The sequence below is a fragment of the Pseudomonas sp. B20(2017) genome (genome assembly GCF_002113125.1).
Classification (GTDB): Bacteria; Pseudomonadota; Gammaproteobacteria; order Pseudomonadales; family Pseudomonadaceae; genus Aquipseudomonas.
The window spans coordinates 1-17,917 of the sequence record NZ_NEJP01000017.1; the positions used below are offsets into that span (position 1 = coordinate 1).

Sequence of the window (17,917 nt, forward strand, 5' to 3'; positions counted from 1 at the left end):
GGAGGAGGGGCGAAATCTCCCACGGATCTGTACTGCGCCAACAGTCAGAATCGAGCCTTGTCCCTCCTCCTCCCTTCAAGTACCAGCATACAAGCGAGCTTGCTCGCGAAGGGGCTCTAAGCTCAACACACCGGTTCGCCAGAACTTCAGCTTTTAATGACTACCAACGTAAAACACATCGGCATCTGCGCCTCGCGGTTCTGGTACTGGTCATACACGTCTTCCCGGTTCGAGTGCGGGTATTCCTTGAAGTGCGTGATGTCCAGGCCGGCCTCGATGGCGGCGGTGAAGATCGCGCCCAGGGTGTGCACGAACCAGTAGGACTTCGCCGCCGGCTGTTCGACCTTGCCGACGTAGACGATCGGTTCTTCCTGCACGAACGGTTCTTCGCGAAAGTACGAGGTGGCGAGGCGAAACGGGTCTTCGGCCTCGGGGTCGACCATTTCCAGGAACGGGTGGGTTTCGTAAATCACCAGCCGCCCGCCCGGCTTGAGGACCGAGGCGACGTGGCGAAAGAACTCGCCGATGTCGGGCATCCAGCCAAAGACGCCGATGGTGATCAGCGCGACGTCGAAACGGGCGCGCAATGATTCGGGCAAATGATGAATATCGGCTTCGATGAACTCGGCGTTGTGCGGCGAACGCTTGTTCAGTTCGCGGGCCTGTTCGAGAAACGCGCGCGACTGATCGATACCGACCACGCTCCGTGCGCCGAGGGCAAACAGCGACAGGCTTTCGCGGCCGTTGTTGCAACACAGCTGCACGACGTCTTTGCCATCGACACCGACCTGCTCGAGCAAACCCTGAAGCGTGTCGTCGAGGCAGGAAAAATCAGCCTCTGCGACTTCGGTCAGCAAGGCCTGCCAGTCGGGCGAGTCCTGGTGATGACGGGCGGAATCGTTCCACGCCTGACGATTGCTCTCGACGGCATTTTTATTGTTTGGCACTTCCATGGCGCCCTCCGGGCGATGCTCACAATTGAGCGGCCCGAGTCTAGTTCAGCCTCACGCGACAGGTTGTTGCGAACTTGTAAGCCGACAACGCCTGCACCAACGCCTGCACCGCGGGCAGCTATAGTTAATAGCCTTGGGGAAAACCGCTTCCACAGGTGCCGCCATGCAAACGTTCAACCGGCTACTGTTATCCGCCTGCCTGCTCACCGCCACGCAGGCGCAGGCGCTGGACAGCAACTTCAATTACTACGGGCCGGATCAGCCGTTCGCCCACCCTGCTCCGCCATCGCTCTATGCAACGCCGCCCCGGCCGTTCGATGACGCGCCGCCGCAGGACTTCATCGTCATCCCGGATCGCCATGTGTTCCACGATTCGCAGCTGCCCACCGTAGCCGATGCGACGGTGCGGGTATTTATCCGCACCTACGATGCCGAGCGCGGCATCTACGTCAACGACGAAGTGCTGGATCCGACGTGCGTGCTGGAATGCCTCAACCCGCCGAATCCTCGCAGCAACGCGGTCTACCACTGACGTTTGTCCGGGCGGGCAAGGCCGAGTTTTTCGATGCGATAGCGCAGCATGTCGCGGCTCAAACCCAGCAGGCGCGCCGATTTGGTGACGTTCCAGTCGGTCTTGTCGAGCATCTTGCGCACCATGTCGCGCTCGACCTCCGGCAGGTTCATCGATTCGGTGTTGCTCGCCGGGCGATTTTCAAAGTGCGGCATTTCATGCTGAAGCTGCGGTGGCAACTCGTCGCACAGGCTCATGCACACATTCAACTGGTGCGCGGCGATGGTGTCGCCCGGCGCCAGCAGCACAGTCTGTTCGAGCATGTTGCGTAGCTCGCGCACGTTGCCCGGCCAGGTGTAACTGAGCAGCAGTTCTTCGGCCTGATCGCTGAAATGCAGGTTCGGTTTGCCATATCGCTTGCCGTGACTGGCGAGGAAGTGCCGGGCCAGCAGCAGGATGTCTTCACCACGGGCATACAGACGCGGCACCTTGATCGAGATGATCCGCAGCCGGAAAAACAGATCGCGGCGGAACTTGCCCTGCTGGACCATCTGTTCAAGGTTGCAATTGGTGGCGCTGATCACCCGCAGGTTGACCTTGCGCTCCTTCACCGAGCCGACCCGGCGAATGGTGCGATCCTCCAGCAGTTTCAGCAGTTTGGCCTGGAGCACCAGATCCATTTCACCGATTTCATCGAGAAACAGCGTGCCGCCATCAGCGGCTTCCACCAGCCCGACCCGGCGGTCCTTGGCATCGGTGAACGCGCCTTTCTCGTGACCGAACAGCTCCGACTCCACCAGGTTGGCCGGAATCGACGCGCAGTTGAATTCAATGAACGGGCCTTTGCTGCGCGCACCGTCGAAATGCAGCGCACGGGCGACCAGTTCCTTGCCGGTACCGGTTTCGCCCTCCACCAGCACCGGCGGCAGATCGCCGTTGGTCATGCGCCGCTCGGCTTCGAGCAACTGACCGATGGTGTTCTTCAAATGCAGCATCGGCGCCGATTCGCCGATCAATGCCTGTACGCCGGACTTTTGCGCCTCACGCTCCTGATAGAACGACAGCGTGCGCTCCATCCGTTCGGTGGCCAGGGCCTTGTCCAGCAGCAGTTTGAGTTCCGGCAGCGCGACCGGTTTGGTGACGTAATGAAAGGCGCCCTCCTTCATCGCGACCACCGCATCTTCAACGTTGCCGTAGCCGGTCATCATGATCACTTTCAGATCCGGCGCGCTGATGCGCAGCTTCTGGATCAGATCATGACCGCTCATGCCCGGCAGCGAGTTGTCGGTCAGCACCACGTCCGGGTTAAAGCGGCCCAATTGCTCCAACGCGTCCTCGGCCGAGTGGCAGACCGTGACCTCGAAGTCTTTGCGCTCAAGGTAGGTCTGGATATTCTCGGCCAGCAGTTCGTCATCCTCGACCAGCAGAATGCTGTGTTCCATATTCCCCTCCCGATGCCACTCTAAAGTTGAGACTGACGCGGGTTCCTTCCTGCTCGCGGCTGGTCAGCACGACCGAACCCTGAAAACGCTCCATGATTCTTTTGACCAACGCCAGGCCGACGCCGAGACCGCCCTGCTTGGTGGTGAAAAACGGTTTGAACACCAGTTGTTGCTGCTGCGCACTCATGCCTTTGCCAGTGTCGCTCAGGGTCATGCGCACCTGACCGGTCTGCGCCGTTTCAATCTCGACACTGAGTACGCCGCCTCTGGGCATCGCTTCCAGGGCATTGGCAAACAGGCTATTGAGAATTTGCGTGAGCAGCACCTGTTGACTGACCACCGGCGGGCAATCTTGTGGTGCGAATCGCACTTCGACGCCATTGCGCCGGATCAACGCATCAAACGCCCCCAGGGTGTCCTCGACCGCCGCCAGCAGGTCCACCGCCTCGCCGTCGTCACTCATCGGGCGCAACGACACCAGCAGTTCGCGAACCCAGCGCGACATGCGGTCGACCTGGCTGATGATGTCGCCGATGTTGCGCTGTGCGCCCGGGCTGGCGATTTCCTGGGCCAGTTCGGCGCTGGAACGAATGGTCGCCAGCGGGTTGCGCAGGCTGTGGGCCACCGCCGAAGACATCTCGCCCAGAGCGACAAAGGTTTCATTGCTGATCAGTTGCTGCTGCTGGCTCTGCAGCAGCGTCGAGGCGCGCCGCACGATCCAGAACAAGCCGAGGTAAATCGCCGCGCCGCCGAGGATCGTCGCAGCCCAGATCGAGGCGAACCCTCGGTCGATACGGTCGACCAGATCCGCCGGTTCCTTGTAGATCTCGACCATGGCGACCACTTTGCTTTTGTCGGCGTTGAACATCGGAATATAGTTTTCGATGAACAGGTATTTGGGTTCGCGAGACAGCCGCTGCTCGGGTTTTTCATCGTCGATCTTGTGATAACTGGAAGACACCGGGACTTTCATCTCGAACGACTCATCCAGCTCGTCGTCGTCTTCGAACTTGACGTTGATCAGTTCGGGGTTGGTCGACCAGATGACCGTGCGGTCCAGGGCGTACACCGTGGCCAGCAGAACATCCGGCAAGTGTTCGACGTGATCGAGAAACTCGGCACGGGCCATTGCATGGGACAGCGGATCGACGTCGGGGTAGTTCCCGTCCTGGCGCGAGTCGAGCATCTCGCCCATGGTCCGTTGCGGCGTGATGTTGGCGTGGCGCATTTCCGCATCGCCGATGGCCTGCACGAATTGCGCGGTGAGCAGCGCATCGCGCTCCACGCTTTCGGTGACCACGAAGCGCGTGGAGATATACCCCAGCCCCAGCGCCACGGCCGCGATGATGAAAAAACTGGCCAGCGAGAACCAGCGCAGCAGATTGAACTGCCCGCCCCAACTCTTGATGGCTGCCAACGCTATGTTCGGCGCTGCTGTTTTTTGTTCTTCCAGTTGCTGCATGGGATTGCCCTGGCTTTTTTGTGTCGAGCCCGTTACAGCCGCCTTCTCGAATGAGTGTAGGTGGCAATGACCGTGACACACGGTTCAATGATGCTATTTAGCCGCTACTGCATACGACTCACCGCTTCGCTCGCAGAACCCGGTTCTACTGGCGTCAATGCCCCGTCGGCCAAGGGCTGCACGGACGGATGCTGACGCTCGGTTTCGGCACTCAAAAAATCAATGATCGACTGCGCCGAGGCCTCGTCCAGGCGCAGATTGGGCATCGGAATACGCTCGTATTGCTCGAACAGTTGCACTGCGATCGGGTCTTTCTCCGCCAGCACACGATCCGGTTCGCGGATCCAGCGATTGAGCCAGGCCGGATCACGCTGGCGGGTCACGCCGATCAGGTCCGGGCCGATGTTGCGCATGCCGATGCCTTCGCCATCCTGCGGGCCGAGGCTGTGGCACGAAGCGCAGCGGGTGCGGAACAGTTCTTCGCCATTGCTCGGCGGCCGGATCTGCGGGGCGTCGGCGTAGCTTTCTTCGGTGCTGGCCTGTTTCCAGTTTTGCAGCGTGTTGGCCAGTTGGTCGGCGAGGATCCACGGGTTCTCGAACGGCGAGGCTTTCATCCAGCGCCCGGTGCTCTGGTTACCGACGATCAGGCTCAGGTTGTGATCCTTGGTGCGGCCGTTGTCGACGCCTTCGATAAACAGCCCGAGCTTCTTGCGCAGCTCGGTGACGTCTTCGAACTCGCCGGTGAGAAATTTCCAGCCGGGGCCGACCTTGAAGCGTTGCGCATAAGCTTTGAGCACTGCGGGGGTGTCGCTCAGCGGATCGATGGTGATCGAGTAGAAAAAGATGTCTTTCCCGACCCGGTCCCCCAGCAGTTTCTGCACCTGGCGCAGGCGTGCGGTTTCCAGCGGGCAGGAGTCGCTGCACGAGGTGAAGATGAAGTTGATCACCACCACTTTGTCTTTGATCAGGTCATCGAAAAAACGCACCTGCTTGCCGTCCTGATCGGTCAGCAGGGTGTTGGGGAAATAGTCGCCACCCCACGGGGTGGCGGATTCACTGGCGCCGTCGGGCTGCGCCTGATGGGCGATGAGCACCTGACTGCCGAGCAGGCAGGTGACCAGCACCAGAATCAAATGCATGCCCAGGGCGCGGGAGCGCGGCGTTGGCTGGGTCATGTCGGCTCCCTCCCTTTTCATGGTTTCACGGTCACTTGCGGGCCGAAGCCGTCGCCAGTGCGGAAGGTTGGCAGTGCGGCGGAGTTGACGTAGCGCACGCCATCCCAGCTCGGCAGCGGTGTCGGCATCAACTGCAGTTGCCCGGGTTTTTCCAGGTCCCAACGCAGCAGCATCGAGTTGTCCTCATGCTGGGTGTTGTGACAGTGCTCCATGTAGGTCCCGGCAAACTCGCGGAAGTTGATCGCCATTTCGACGTTGGCCAGCCCGTCGGCTTCCGAACCGATGCGGTAGACATCCTTGCGCGCCCATTTTTCCCACTCTGGTGGTGCCTTGCCGCCACGGCTGAGAATGATCCCTTCCTCGAAGTGCACATGTACCGGATGGCTCCAGCCTGTGCCGCCAGCCTTGATGTTCCACACTTCCAGAGTGCCGATGCCGCTGACTCCAGCGTCGGTCGGGCCGCTGGCCAGTTTGGTCGACGCGTTCAACCGGCGTGGGTCCATGTGGAAGCCGAAACCACCATCGGTCTTGATCGTCCATGGAGCTTCATCGGTGCCGTCGGCGCGACCGAAAGTGAAGGTCCGGTGCAGGGCCTTGGCCAGCAGCGCTTTGTCGGCAGCGTTGTCGCGGTGAATCTTCAGCGGGATCATCACCTTGCCTTCAGCCTTGCCCGGTTTGGCCGGTTCGTAGGCTGCCGGGTCCATGGCCAGATCCTGGCCGGTGTAGGCCTTGACGTTGAGCTGCAACACCTTGCCTACCACCGGATCGCCGCGATCCCATTGCGGTCCCTTGCTGGTTTGTTTGATGACCGCCAGGTATTTTTCGGACAGCACATCAGCCAGCGGAATCACCTCTTTCGGGCCTTTGCCATCGTCCTGGGCCTGGAGGTTGACGAAGAACAGCTTGTCGCCCGGTTTGATGCCGTTTTTCGCGAAGTTGACGATGATGTCGAAGCGCTCGGCGATGCCCTGGGTTGGCAGGATCGCGTTGTGGTTCTGCTTGTCGCCGTCGGCATCCAGGTCCATCGAGCCGTCGAACGGCACGCTGTGTTCCATGATGTTGCCGTCGTTGGCGATCATGTGGAACGGCACCCGGCTGTAGGACACACCGGAGTTTCTCGGCCCCTGGAACTCACCACTGGTGCCCTTGACTTCACGCACCAGCGCAAGCTTGAAGTAGCGCGACACCGAACCGTTGAGGAGGCGGAAGCGATAGCTGCGCGCCCGCACGTCGAGGGTCGGTTTCCATTGCCAGTTGACCAGCACCTGATCGCCGATGAAGCCGTCGGTGTTGAACGGGTTGAACCACAGCTGACCCTGCTGATCCCAGGCTTTGTCGGCGAACACCAGGTTGACGTCATAGTCGCGGTTGCCCCACGGCAAGGCGCTGCCGCTGGGAAAACGCAGGTTGACGCCGTCGTTCACCGATTCGTTGCCACGGTCCAGGGCGCTGTAGTAGTTCATCATCGCCGCGTTGCCCTTGTAGACGTTCTGCGCGGTGAAATCGAGCATGTGGTCGTGGAACCAGTGGGTGCTCATGGTTTCCCGGTAGTCGCCACGGATCTTGATGGTGCCGTTATCGCAGGTCTTCTTCGAGGGTTGCAGATCGTTGACCCAGAGGGTTTCCCCCGGCGCGCAAGGGAACGCCGCGCGAGGATCTTCAGCCTTGGTGTTGATGCTGTCGTAACCGGCAAGCTGGATCGGCCAGCGATAGTCGTAAAACTGGCCGGGGAAGAAGAACGCGTTGGCATAACCGTCGCTTTCCGCTGGCGCATGGCCGTTGTGCTCGTGGGTGGTGATGGTATGCAGACCGAAACCACGGTTGGCCGATGGATCGATCGGCAAGCCGTTGTAATGACGCATCAGCACCGGTTGGCCGTAACGCACCATCAACAGTTTTGGCGGCAGCGTGCCGTCGAAGGTCCACACCGAATTGTGGTCCTGCACCGGCATCGCCGGGTGGAATCGCGCATCGACACCCTTGGCCGTGCCATCGGTCGCCGGCACGCCCGCGACGTTGTGGTACAGACCGCCGGGGCCGAATTCGCCGACCGCGTAACCGTGCATCTGCCGACTGTCACGCAGGCCGCCGTTCAGCCGCGCACCGGTCTGCACGGTCTTGTAGGCGACTTGCGGGTAGAACTCGTTCCAGCGCTGATGAGCCCAGCCTTTTCCCGGTGGCCGCCCTTCGGCGGACGAGCCGATATGGCGGTTGAGGAACAGTTCGATCTGAGCCTGCCACGGGTTGCGGTCGACCACGTTGGCAAACTGACTCGGAAACGGTGTCAGTCCCGGTTGACGCAGGAACGCATCCAGCGCGGTGCCGGGTGGAGCGCTGCGGGCGACATTGTTGGGGTCCTGGGCCGGGGCCGGGCCGATGGCCGCTGGCGGGAAGCTCAGTGGAGCGGCTGGGGTGGTCGGGTCGAGTTTTTCCGGGCCGAACTCTTCGAACAGAACCAGTTGCTGGGTGAACGGCAGCGCTCCGAACAGTGGGCTTGGCTTGCCGTTGGTGGGGTAGTTGAAACTGGTTTGCGCGGCTGGCGGCAGGATGTTTTCCGTGCGCGTCGTGTCCCGCGTGCCTTTGACCCCGTCGGGCAAATCGAAGGAATCTTCGTTGGCCTCGGGCATCGTCAGGATGGCATTCAACGCCGCCGGCTCATCCGCCGGTTCGTCGTAATACGCCGATGGGTCGGTAGTTTCCGGCTGGCTTTCGTCATCGATCGGACTCGCTCGAACCACGGTCATGGTGCCGAGGGTCAAAGCCAGAAAGACGCTCAAAGGCGTCAGCAGAAATACCTTGTTGGGGTAACGCGTTGTTCTGTCCATCACCAGCCGCCTCATCTAAGGAAGGGGTGATGGTGTTTTGCAATTACCTCGCCAAAAAATCATTTCCAGTTGTAACAGGGACTTGGACGCGCTGTTGCATTCCCCACTCCCCGGTGACCGGGGCCTGACACCCACTGCTGGGGGAAAGTTCACCCCAATTTACTGAATGAGCTGAAACGCCAGACGAACGGTGGTGCCCTCGCCTTCGCGGCTGTCCAGGCTCACCCCGCCGCCGAAGCGCTCCATGATCCGTTTGACCAGCACCAGCCCCACGCCGAGGCCGCCCTGTTTGGTGGTGAAGAACGGCCGGAACGCCATGCTGCGCTGCTCCTCGTTCATGCCTTTGCCGGTGTCGCTGAGCATGACGCTCACGCCACGGCTGTCGCTCGGTTCGAGGGTGATGGTCAGCGTGCCGCCCTTGTCCATCGCCTCCAGCGCATTGGCCAGCAGGCTGTTGAGGATTTGCGTGAGTTGCACCGGCTGGCTCAGCACCATCGGCGTCTGCTGAGGTTGAAACACCACCTGCACGCCGGCCTTGGCAATCTGCTGCTCGTACGCCATCAGGCTGTCGTGCAGCGCCGCCACCAGGTTCACCGGTTCCGGGTCGTCATTGAGCGGTCGCAACGATTGCAGCAGTTCGCGCACCCACTTCGACATGCGGTCGACCTGGCCGATGATGTCCTTGATGTTCTTCTGTGCCGGCCCCGCGTCGAACTCCAGCGCCAGCTCGGCGCTCGAGCGAATGGTCGCCAGCGGGTTGCGCAGACTGTGGGCCACCGCCGAAGACATCTCGCCCAGCGCGACAAAGGTTTCGTTGGCGATCAGTTGTTTTTGCTGGGCCGCCAGCAGAATCGCCGCCCGCCGCACGATCCAGTACAGCCCCAGGTAAATCAGCCCGCCGCCCAGCGCGGTGGCCAGCCAGATCAGCGTCAGACCGCGCTCCATGCGGGCGATCAGGTCCTTGGGCTCTTTATAAATCTCGACCATCGCGGTGACGTTCTTGCCCTCGGCGTCGAACAGCGGGATGTAGTTTTCGATGAAGATGTATTCCGGCGGCACCACGAACTTTTGTTCTTCACGGGCCTTGTCGACGTCGTGATAGCTGGCCGAGACCGGGATCTTTTCATCGAAGGCCCGGTCGAGGTCTTCATCGGCATGAATCCGGGTGTTGATCAGCGCCGGGTTGGTCGACCAGATCACGGTACGGTCCGGCGCATAAATGTTGGCGAGGATCACATCCGGCAAATGCTCGATGTGATCGAGAAACTCACCTCTGGCGCTGGCTCGGGCTTCCGGGTCGACATCGGGAAAATCGTTGTCCTGACGAGGGTCGAGCAACTCGCCCATGGTGCGGATATTGGGGATCGAGACATGGCGCACTTCCGCCGACGCAATCGCCTGAATGAACTGCGCGGTCAGCAAGGCATCGCGCTGCACGCTTTCTTCGATCACGAACCGTGTCGACACCGCCCCGAGCGCCACCGCCACGGTGCCGATCACCGCCATGCTGATCAATGAAAACCAGCGCAACAGGTTGAACGGCTGCTTGCGCGAGTTCAGCCGCTGGCTGCCGTCCTCTATAGGTAGCGATTCTGACTGCATGTTCATGGCGGCGACTTCCCGATACGTCCCTCTTTTTTTATAGCCCACGATTGGGGATTTGCCCGCAAACGGGTTCCCCACAATTGCGACCTCCACACCCATACCCCAAAACCCCCAATCCTGGGGACTGTCGCCCTATCGATACGACGCATGCGAGCGCCCCCGCCAGCGTAAAACCCCTTTGCCACGGGCCTTTGCCGCCGGTTGGCCAATCGTTGGTATGGAAGTTGTAAAGCCCTCAGCAACTGACCCAACCCCACGGGGCAGGTACTTCGATAGAGGGATTAACTCATGCACCCTTTACTGTCCAAAACCGCGACCGTGCTGGTCGTGAGCGCTCTGGCCCAGGGCATTGCCCAGGCCGCTCTGTTCGCCGTCGACCCAGGTCCCTACACACCGGCCAATGGCGGTTTCGCCAGCTGGTATCAGGACAGCCACGGTCGCACGCTGGATCTGTGCCTGTCCAAAGCACTCAGCTCCCGCGTACCGAGCACACCCGGCGCCCCGTCGTACATGTGCTCGCTGCTGCCGACCCCCGGCGTGTTCGATGACGCGCAGCCGATCGTGTTCCCCACCAACTTCCCCGATGAAGCGTTCTGGTTCACCGGCGAAACCACCATCGTCGATGCAGCACGCGGAATCGACCTGACTTACGTCAGCGCCATCGAAGCCGCGTTCGCCGCCGAAGAACCGGTGGAAGGCGATCAGGTCAGCTTCGCGCGGATCCGCATCCGGGTCGACGTGCCCACCGCCGGCACCTACGTCATCACCCACCCGTACGGCGTCGATGTATTCACCGTCGATACCCCCGGCCGGCGCGCGATCAACATGACCCGCGACATCGGCATCGGCACCCCGCAAACCTACGACGGCGCGCTCAAGGGTGACATCGGTCCGTTCCTGCGCAGCGTCAACGGGCCGTACACCGAGACCAATCCGTTGACCGGCGCGGCCGAACAGTTTGTTGGCGATCCGAACCTCAACGAAGCGGTCACCGGCAGCCCGTTCAACACCAACTACGTACGCATCGAAGGCCCGGGCGGCATCGACCTGCGCAGCACGACTTTCGCCGTGTCCGGCAAGTTGTCGACAGTAGTGCGGCCAACGCCTCTGATCACCGAGCGCAGCACCTACTCGCGCAAGCCCGGCGAAAGCGCACCAGTGGCCCAACAAGACGTGTTCGTCAAAGCCCCGCCCGCGCCGGGCACCGCCGCCATCACCAGCAGCACGCCCGTGGTGAACATGACAGAAGCCGACAGCACCGGCAGCTGGTACGCGCAATCGTCGGTCAACCCGACCTTGCCGACCGTGCTGCAAGTGACCGCCGACAACCACCTGGCCATCGCCACGAGTTCGCCCACCACCCTGCCCATGAACCTGACCGACCTGGTGGTGATCCAGCGGGCCGAGTACAGCCTGAACTCCGGGCAATTGACCGTGATCGCGTCGACCAGTGACGAAACCTCGCCACCGGTACTCACCGTCACGTCCGACGGCGGCGCCGCCATCGGCGCCCTGGGCGGCGACGGCGCGGTGAAAAGCCTGACGACCGGCATCTCGCCGATTCCACCGGCCAGGGTTCGGGTGACGTCGTCCAACGGCGGCAGCGATACCGAAGAAGTGGTCATCGTGCAATGAACGCTCACATGCCCAGATCCGCATCAGGAGGCATCATGAACAAGTGGCCACGTTTCGCGCTCAACGCGCTCGGGCTGACAATCTCGCTGACCGGCAGTGCGTTCGCGCAACTGGCCGCCGTCGATCCCGGCCCCTACACCTTCGCCACCGGGAAATTCCCGATGTGGTATCAGGACAACAATCAACTGTCGATGGAGCTCTGCCAGTCGCGCGCAGCGAGCTCGCGGGTGCCGGTCAGCACCCCACCGGCGTACATGTGCACCCTGCTGCCGGAACCGGGCATCTTCGATGACAGCCTGCCGATGGTGTTCCCTGATAACTGGCCGCCGGAAGCGTTCTGGTTCCTGGCTGAAACCGCGATCCCCAACAACGGCGCCGGTTTCGGTGTCGACGCCTACGTCGCAGGCATCGAAGCGGCGTTCGCCTCGGAGAATCCGGTCGATGGCGATCAGCAAAGCTTCGCGCGGATCCGCATCCGGGTGAACGTACCGGTGGCCGGCACCTACACCATCACCCACCCGTACGGTGTTGAAACGGTCAACGTCACCACACCGGGCCGGCGGGCGATCAACATCACCAAGGACGTCGGCATCGGCGCGCCGGGCAACTTCAGCGGAGCGCTCAACGGCGCCATCGGCCCATTCCTGCGCAGCATTAACGGCCCGTACACCGAAGTGAACCCGGACACCGGCGGCATCGAAACCTTCGTCGGCGATCCGAACCTCACCGAAGCGGTGACCGGCAGCCCGTTCGACACCAACTTCCTGCGGATCGATGGTCCTTCCGGCGTTGGCTCGATTCAGACCAATCTGTTCACCGTTGCCGGCAAGGTCCTCGACAATCGTCAGCAAACCCAAGTCGCCATCGACCGCGCCACCTATCGCCGGACCTCGGCCGGTGTGCGCGCCGAGGTGTTCGCCAAGGCCGACAGCAGCTCGACCCTGTGCTTCCGCGAAACCGTGGCGTTGCTGCCCGGCCCACCGCCGACGCCGTGCCAGACCAGCCTGCTGGGCGACAACAACGGGTTGTTCTTCGGCCAGCGTCTGGGTACCGGTACCCTGCCGTCGGTGGTGGTCGTGACCGCCACCAACCCGGCCGGCACTACCCGTCCGACGGCCGTCTCGGCCAAGCTCACCGACGTGGTGAAAATCCAGACCGCGCGCTACAGCTGGGCCAACCACAGCCTGTTGATCGAAGCGACTTCGACGGATGAAGTCGCGGTGCCGGACATGGTTGCGCAGGGTTACGGACGTCTGTCCAAGTCCGGCACCCTGCAACGCATCACCGTCGCCGACCTGACCCAACCACCCGCCACCGTTACGGTGAAATCCGCTGCCGGCGGCAGCGATACCGAGGCGGTCGTAGTCGTCGGCACCGCGCCTGACACCGGTGAAAACCAGGCACCGCTGTCCGTCGCCGACACCGGCAGCACCAGCTTCGGCGTGCCGATCACCCTCAGCCTGTTGACCAACGACAGCGACCCGGATGGCAACGTACCGCTGACCATCACTGCGCTGACTCAACCGGCCGCAGGCCAGGGCACCGTCGCCCTGAACGGCACCACATCGGTGGTCTACACCCCGCCCGCCGTGGTCAACGCGCCGCTGACCACAACCTTCACCTACAAGGCCCAGGACAGCAAAGGCCTGGCCTCGGTGAACCCGGCGACCGTGACGGTGACCGTCGCGCCCAACCGGCCACCGACCGCCGTCGCCGACAGCGTTGCCACGCTGGGTGTCGCGATTCCGATCAACGTGCTGGCCAACGACACCGATCCGGAAGGCAACACACCGCTGGGCGTCGCCAGCCTGACCCAACCGCCGGCAGGACGCGGCACGGTCAGCACTGACGGCACGGTGATCACCTACACCCCACCGGCCACCGTGACCACGGCCTTCACCACGACCTTCACCTACATCGCCCGGGACAGCTTCAACGCCCAGTCGACGCCGGCGACCGTCACGGTGCAAGTGTCGCCACGGCCAGCGGCGGAAACCTTCACGATCACCACCTCGACGGTGCAGGCGAGATCCGGCGGCCGCTTCAACTGGGACTTCGCCGGCACCTCGTCGGTGACCACCGGCAATACCATCACCGTGCAGGTCACCACCCCGAGCGGATTGGTGACGCTGGGCACAACCACGGTGCCGGTGACCGGACGCTGGCGGCTGACGCTGAACAACACGCTGGTAGTGCCATCGGCCAACCCGACCGCCACCATCCGTTCGTCCCAAGGCACCGTGCGCACGGTGTCGGTAACCACCCTCTGAGCCCACGCCCCACCCACCCCACACCGTTCAAAGCGGAGTGGGTGGGGCCCGCTCAGCCCGGATTCCAGCTTCAGGACAACACAGGACAACGCCATGAACACGCCGACCGCCGCCCTGCTTTGCCTGCTCGCCTTGTGCGGCAGTGCGGGCGTGCGCGCCGACGACCTGATGGAAAACGATGACCTGGCGCCCTCCACCGACCTCGGTGAACTGCCGGCCCCGGTGGGCCAGCAAGCGCTGATCGACCAGAACGGCCAGGTCAACGTTGCCTTGCTTGAACAAAACGGTCAGTCGCTGCTCGGGCGGATCGTGCAGTCGGGCAGCAATCAGGAGGCGTACATCCTGCAACAAGGCAGCGACCTGATGGCCTTGATCACGCAAAACGGTTCCGGCAACGCCGCATCCATCACACAAAACGGCAGCCACAACCGCGCGCAGATTTCGCAAAACGGCAACAACAACGACGCCAGCATCGAGCAGGCCGGCACGGGGCTGCAGAGCGCCGTGACCCAGTCGGGCAACGGAATGAGCGTCTCGGTCAAGCAATACCGCTAAAGCCCTGCAACCTTGGAGAGTTCATCATGTTCAAACTGACGCCCCTCACCGCCGCGATCCTGGTCATGATCAGTGCCCAGGCCATGGCCGATGACAGTGTTTCAACCCAGAACCAGTTCGGGACTGCCAACATCGCCGATGTGAAACAGACCCAGTCCTCATTCAGCACCGCCACCCAGACCCAACTGGGGGAAGGCAACAACGCGGCCGCCGTGCAGGACACCGCCACCAGCGTCATCACCCAAGACGCTGTCGGCGACTACAACGCCGGTTACGCCGAACAGTTGTTCGAAGACAACAGCACCATCACCCAGCAACAGACCGGCGCCTTCAACACCGCCCACGCCAGCCAGTCCCTGGGCTTCGGCGCCGGCAACCAGGCGCTGCAACTACAGCAAGGCACCGGCAACTTCTCGTTCGTCTACCAGGACTCGCAGAACGGCAGCGAAGGCAAGACCTTCCAGTTCGGCGACAGCAACGAAGCCAACATCGAGCAACTGTACGAAGGCACCGGCAACAGCTCGGTGATCACCCAGTACGGCACCGCCAACTACGGCACCGCCGAACAAGTGCTGCACAACGGCGGGCAGATCGGCATCAACCAGGCCGGCGCAACCAACTACGCCTACGGCGACCAGCGCAACGGCACCGGCGGCAACATCACCATCAACCAGTTCGGCAACCTCAACGGCACCGAAATCTGGCAAGACTCGCAACTGGCAAGCCAGGCCACCGTCAACCAATACGGCGACAGCAACGAAACCGTGGTCGACCAGAGCTTCGGCGAAAACAACACCGCCGCCGTCACCCAGGTCGGCAACACCAACGCCATCTACGCCGACCAGTTCGAATCGGTCAACTCGACGCTTGCGCTGTATCAAGTCGGCAACGGCAACGTGCACTTCACCTACCAGAACGGCGACGGCCACGTGCTCAACGCCACCTCGGCGGGTGACAACAACAAGGTCTACGCCAGCAACTGGAAAGGCCCGCAACATGGCGGCCAGTTCGGCAGCAACCAGCGCGCCACGGTCAATCAGACCGGCAACGGCAACATCGCCAGCTTCACCCAGGACGGCATCGGCCAGATCATGACCACCAATCAGACCGGCACTGGCAACAAGACGACGGTCAGCCAGGCGGATTCCTACAACGAGCTGTACTTCGATCAGAACGGCAGCGACAACATCCTCATCGCCGACCAACGCGGCACCACCAACCTGGTTCAGGGCTCGTCGAACGGCTCGGGCAACAGCGCCGAATTCGATCAATCCGGCACCGGCAACCAGGCGTACACCGCGCAGTTGTATGGCAGCGACAACATGATCACCGTGAAACAGGCTGACACCATGAACGTGGCGTACGTGACCCAGGGCGGCACCGGGAACATTGCCAATGTGGATCAGAGCGGGATGACGCAGACCGCGAATATTCAACAGTTCGGGTCGGCTAACCAGGCGACGGTTTTGCAGCAGTAAGTGTTGGGTGTTGGAAAACCGCGATCTTGAGGTCGCGGTTTTTTTTGCGCTGACGCTTGAGTGGCGTCCTACGGAAAACGGAACGTTTTCAGAAATTCGAGGAGTTTTCTGACGAATTCTGGCGGTTGGCCGTCGGAAGTGCAGGCTCTAGGATTTGCCGGGACAACTTGATCCCATGGAGCTTGGCCTACATGCAATTCATCCAGACAGCGACGACAGCGATACCGTTAACGAATAGACTTCCAGGCACCCAACCCGGAGGTTCCATGATCGACCCGTCTTTGATCGACCCACTGTGCCCGGTTGTTTCGGATATTGATCCTGAGGAGCAGGCTGCGAGTTATGACCGTTGGTTGATCGCCAAAATACAAGCTTCCATGAATGACCCACGTCCGAGCATTCCTAATGATCAGGTGATGGCCGAAATGCATGCCCTGATGGAAGCAAAGCGTAAAAAATACGATGCAGGTTGAGTGGCAGCCCGAAGCTCGGGCTGACTCCTGCACATTCTTGACTACATCAGTGACCGTAATTTCAAAGCGGCTAACAAGCTTTCAAACGCTATCGAAGCCGCCACGGTTACCCTTACCAAACATCCACACCTCTATCGAGTGGGGCGAACTCCCGGCACTCGTGAGATGGTCGTACATCCCAACTACCTGCTCATTTACCAAGCGGTGGGCCGGATAAATATTCTGGGCGTTGTGCACGCACGTCAGGAATATCCGTGATGTGGCGCTCGGTCACAGAATGAATAACCTCACTGAAGCAAAAAATGCGCTCCCTTTTGGGGGCGTTTTTTTTTTCGCTGGTGCTTGAGTCGTTGATCGTTCCCACGTCGAACCGACTCGGGAAATGCCTCAAGGGACGCACCGCGTTCCAGCTCGCGAATTTGACGCGGAGCGTCAGGGGCTGCATTCCCACGCAGAGCGTTGGAACGATCAATCTGGTGCTGCGGTGCAGTCCTTGTTCGACGCCTCAAGTGCCTCGTACCTGCGTTGAGCCTCTTCCATCAATACCTGTATTTCAGCCATCACTTGCTCATGCGGAATACTTGGACGCGGGTCATCGATTGACGCTTGGACTTCGGCACGGAACCAGCGGTCGTAGCTGGCGGCCTGCTCTTCGCTTTCGAAGTCTGAAACGACTTCTGAAATCAGCGGATCCATGGTGACTCCAGTTTGAATGTGAAAAACGCGACCCCATTGCCGGGTCGCGTTTTTTTATTGGGGACGGTGCTTGATCAGTCTTTCAGCTCGACGTGATCCAAGGCCTGATTTACGGCAAGTTCACCCAACATGAGGATCTGCGCGATGCCCAGGGCAGTCTTGCGGTGGGCGGGGTCGAGGGTGGCGGCGAAGTTGTTGAGCATTTCGCTGGCCGAGCCCAGGGATTCGCTGGCGTTGGCGAGCAAGGATTCGGTGTTGTAGGCCGGGTTGGCGAGGTACATCGGGGCGGGTTCGTTGACGCTGCCCATGATGTGGGCGCCGGGGCAGAGGTAATGATCGAGGGCGCGTTCGGCGGCTTCGTGGAGTTTTCTGGAGGTGGTGGAGGTGTATGGGGAGGTTGGGTCGGTTTCGAGGTTGGCTTCGTTTTCGGGTGGGTTTGGTGTTGGTTTGAACATGGTGAATCTCCGATCCTGAAATGAAGCTGGCCCATTCGGTTTCCGAACGAATGGGTGGCAGCTGTACGCAGGCTGGAAACCCGGGGAACGGAGAACCCGGTTGACCCGAAGGTCTCCCGCGCACAGCCGCCATAACGGAGTGCACACTTTTCAAGGTGCGCAAGCATACGTTATGAAAAGCGCTTGTGCGCTCGGTTCTAGTCGGGGTTTCCAATCCCGATCGCTGAATTGGCAGCGACCGAAACAGGCTAGAGCCCACGCTTCCGACGGACAACCTGAAAACCTTGTGGGAAGGATCGGCAAAACCGAAACAACTTTTAAACATTCAAGAATGGAACGCGGAGCGTCCCGGGCTGCATTCCCACGCGGAGCGTGGGAACGA

General features: G+C 61.3%; 15 protein-coding genes. 7 read left to right on the forward strand and 8 right to left on the reverse strand.

All coding sequences use genetic code 11. The features are described from left to right. Window positions 1-146 precede the first annotated feature (146 nt). On the reverse strand, window positions 147-953 hold the full coding sequence (locus tag CAF63_RS22525) for a class I SAM-dependent methyltransferase (RefSeq protein ID WP_085688983.1): 807 nt from the start codon (window positions 951-953) through the stop codon (window positions 147-149). A gap of 163 nt (window positions 954-1,116) precedes the next feature. Between CAF63_RS22525 and CAF63_RS22530 the strand changes: the two genes are divergently transcribed. Next, the gene (locus CAF63_RS22530) at window positions 1,117-1,485 is read left to right on the forward strand and encodes a hypothetical protein (RefSeq protein WP_085688986.1); all 369 of its coding nucleotides are present in this window, start codon (window positions 1,117-1,119) and stop codon (window positions 1,483-1,485) included. Here CAF63_RS22530 and CAF63_RS22535 read toward each other — a convergent pair. The 5 genes from CAF63_RS22535 to CAF63_RS22555 all read right to left on the reverse strand — a co-directional run bounded on the left by CAF63_RS22535 (window position 1,476) and on the right by CAF63_RS22555 (window position 9,976). Further along, window positions 1,476-2,906, reverse strand: a complete 1,431-nt coding sequence (locus tag CAF63_RS22535; RefSeq protein ID WP_085688989.1) for a sigma-54 dependent transcriptional regulator — start codon at window positions 2,904-2,906, stop codon at window positions 1,476-1,478. The genes CAF63_RS22530 and CAF63_RS22535 overlap by 10 nt on opposite strands. Further along, window positions 2,875-4,368 (reverse strand): HAMP domain-containing sensor histidine kinase, encoded by a 1,494-nt coding sequence (locus tag CAF63_RS22540; RefSeq protein ID WP_085688991.1) that lies wholly within the window; start codon window positions 4,366-4,368, stop codon window positions 2,875-2,877. Before CAF63_RS22540 ends, CAF63_RS22535 begins: the two co-directional genes overlap by 32 nt. A gap of 104 nt (window positions 4,369-4,472) precedes the next feature. Then, window positions 4,473-5,543 (reverse strand): SCO family protein, encoded by a 1,071-nt coding sequence (locus CAF63_RS22545; protein WP_256574542.1) that lies wholly within the window; start codon window positions 5,541-5,543, stop codon window positions 4,473-4,475. Window positions 5,544-5,560: 17 nt separating this feature from the next. After that, window positions 5,561-8,368 (reverse strand): multicopper oxidase domain-containing protein, encoded by a 2,808-nt coding sequence (locus tag CAF63_RS22550; RefSeq protein ID WP_085688997.1) that lies wholly within the window; start codon window positions 8,366-8,368, stop codon window positions 5,561-5,563. Window positions 8,369-8,527: 159 nt separating this feature from the next. Continuing rightward, window positions 8,528-9,976 (reverse strand): ATP-binding protein, encoded by a 1,449-nt coding sequence (locus tag CAF63_RS22555; protein ID WP_085689000.1) that lies wholly within the window; start codon window positions 9,974-9,976, stop codon window positions 8,528-8,530. 285 nt (window positions 9,977-10,261) lie between these two features. Between CAF63_RS22555 and CAF63_RS22560 the strand changes: the two genes are divergently transcribed. The 6 genes from CAF63_RS22560 (at window position 10,262) to CAF63_RS22585 (ending at window position 16,642) form a co-directional block, all read left to right on the forward strand. Next, complete coding sequence (locus CAF63_RS22560; RefSeq protein ID WP_085689003.1) at window positions 10,262-11,608, forward strand: hypothetical protein; 1,347 nt, start codon at window positions 10,262-10,264, stop codon at window positions 11,606-11,608. A gap of 35 nt (window positions 11,609-11,643) precedes the next feature. Then, window positions 11,644-13,878, forward strand: a complete 2,235-nt coding sequence (locus CAF63_RS22565; protein ID WP_085689006.1) for an Ig-like domain-containing protein — start codon at window positions 11,644-11,646, stop codon at window positions 13,876-13,878. Between the two features lie 93 nt (window positions 13,879-13,971). Continuing rightward, window positions 13,972-14,433 (forward strand): curlin, encoded by a 462-nt coding sequence (locus CAF63_RS22570; RefSeq protein WP_085689009.1) that lies wholly within the window; start codon window positions 13,972-13,974, stop codon window positions 14,431-14,433. A gap of 26 nt (window positions 14,434-14,459) precedes the next feature. Continuing rightward, on the forward strand, window positions 14,460-15,911 hold the full coding sequence (locus CAF63_RS22575) for a curlin (RefSeq protein WP_085689012.1): 1,452 nt from the start codon (window positions 14,460-14,462) through the stop codon (window positions 15,909-15,911). Window positions 15,912-16,177: 266 nt separating this feature from the next. Further along, complete coding sequence (locus CAF63_RS22580) at window positions 16,178-16,384, forward strand: antitoxin (RefSeq protein ID WP_085689015.1); 207 nt, start codon at window positions 16,178-16,180, stop codon at window positions 16,382-16,384. A 45-nt stretch (window positions 16,385-16,429) separates the two neighbouring features. Further along, window positions 16,430-16,642: a type II toxin-antitoxin system RelE/ParE family toxin gene (locus tag CAF63_RS22585; protein WP_371807422.1), complete on the forward strand. Its 213-nt coding sequence runs from the start codon at window positions 16,430-16,432 to the stop codon at window positions 16,640-16,642. Between the two features lie 210 nt (window positions 16,643-16,852). Here CAF63_RS22585 and CAF63_RS22590 read toward each other — a convergent pair whose 3' ends face one another. Both CAF63_RS22590 and CAF63_RS22595 read right to left on the reverse strand, forming a co-directional pair. After that, a complete protein-coding gene (locus CAF63_RS22590) occupies window positions 16,853-17,080 on the reverse strand; it encodes an antitoxin (RefSeq protein ID WP_085689018.1) in 228 nt (75 codons plus the stop codon). A gap of 74 nt (window positions 17,081-17,154) precedes the next feature. Continuing rightward, a complete protein-coding gene (locus CAF63_RS22595; protein WP_085689021.1) occupies window positions 17,155-17,535 on the reverse strand; it encodes a DUF6124 family protein in 381 nt (126 codons plus the stop codon). Window positions 17,536-17,917: the final 382 nt, after the last annotated feature.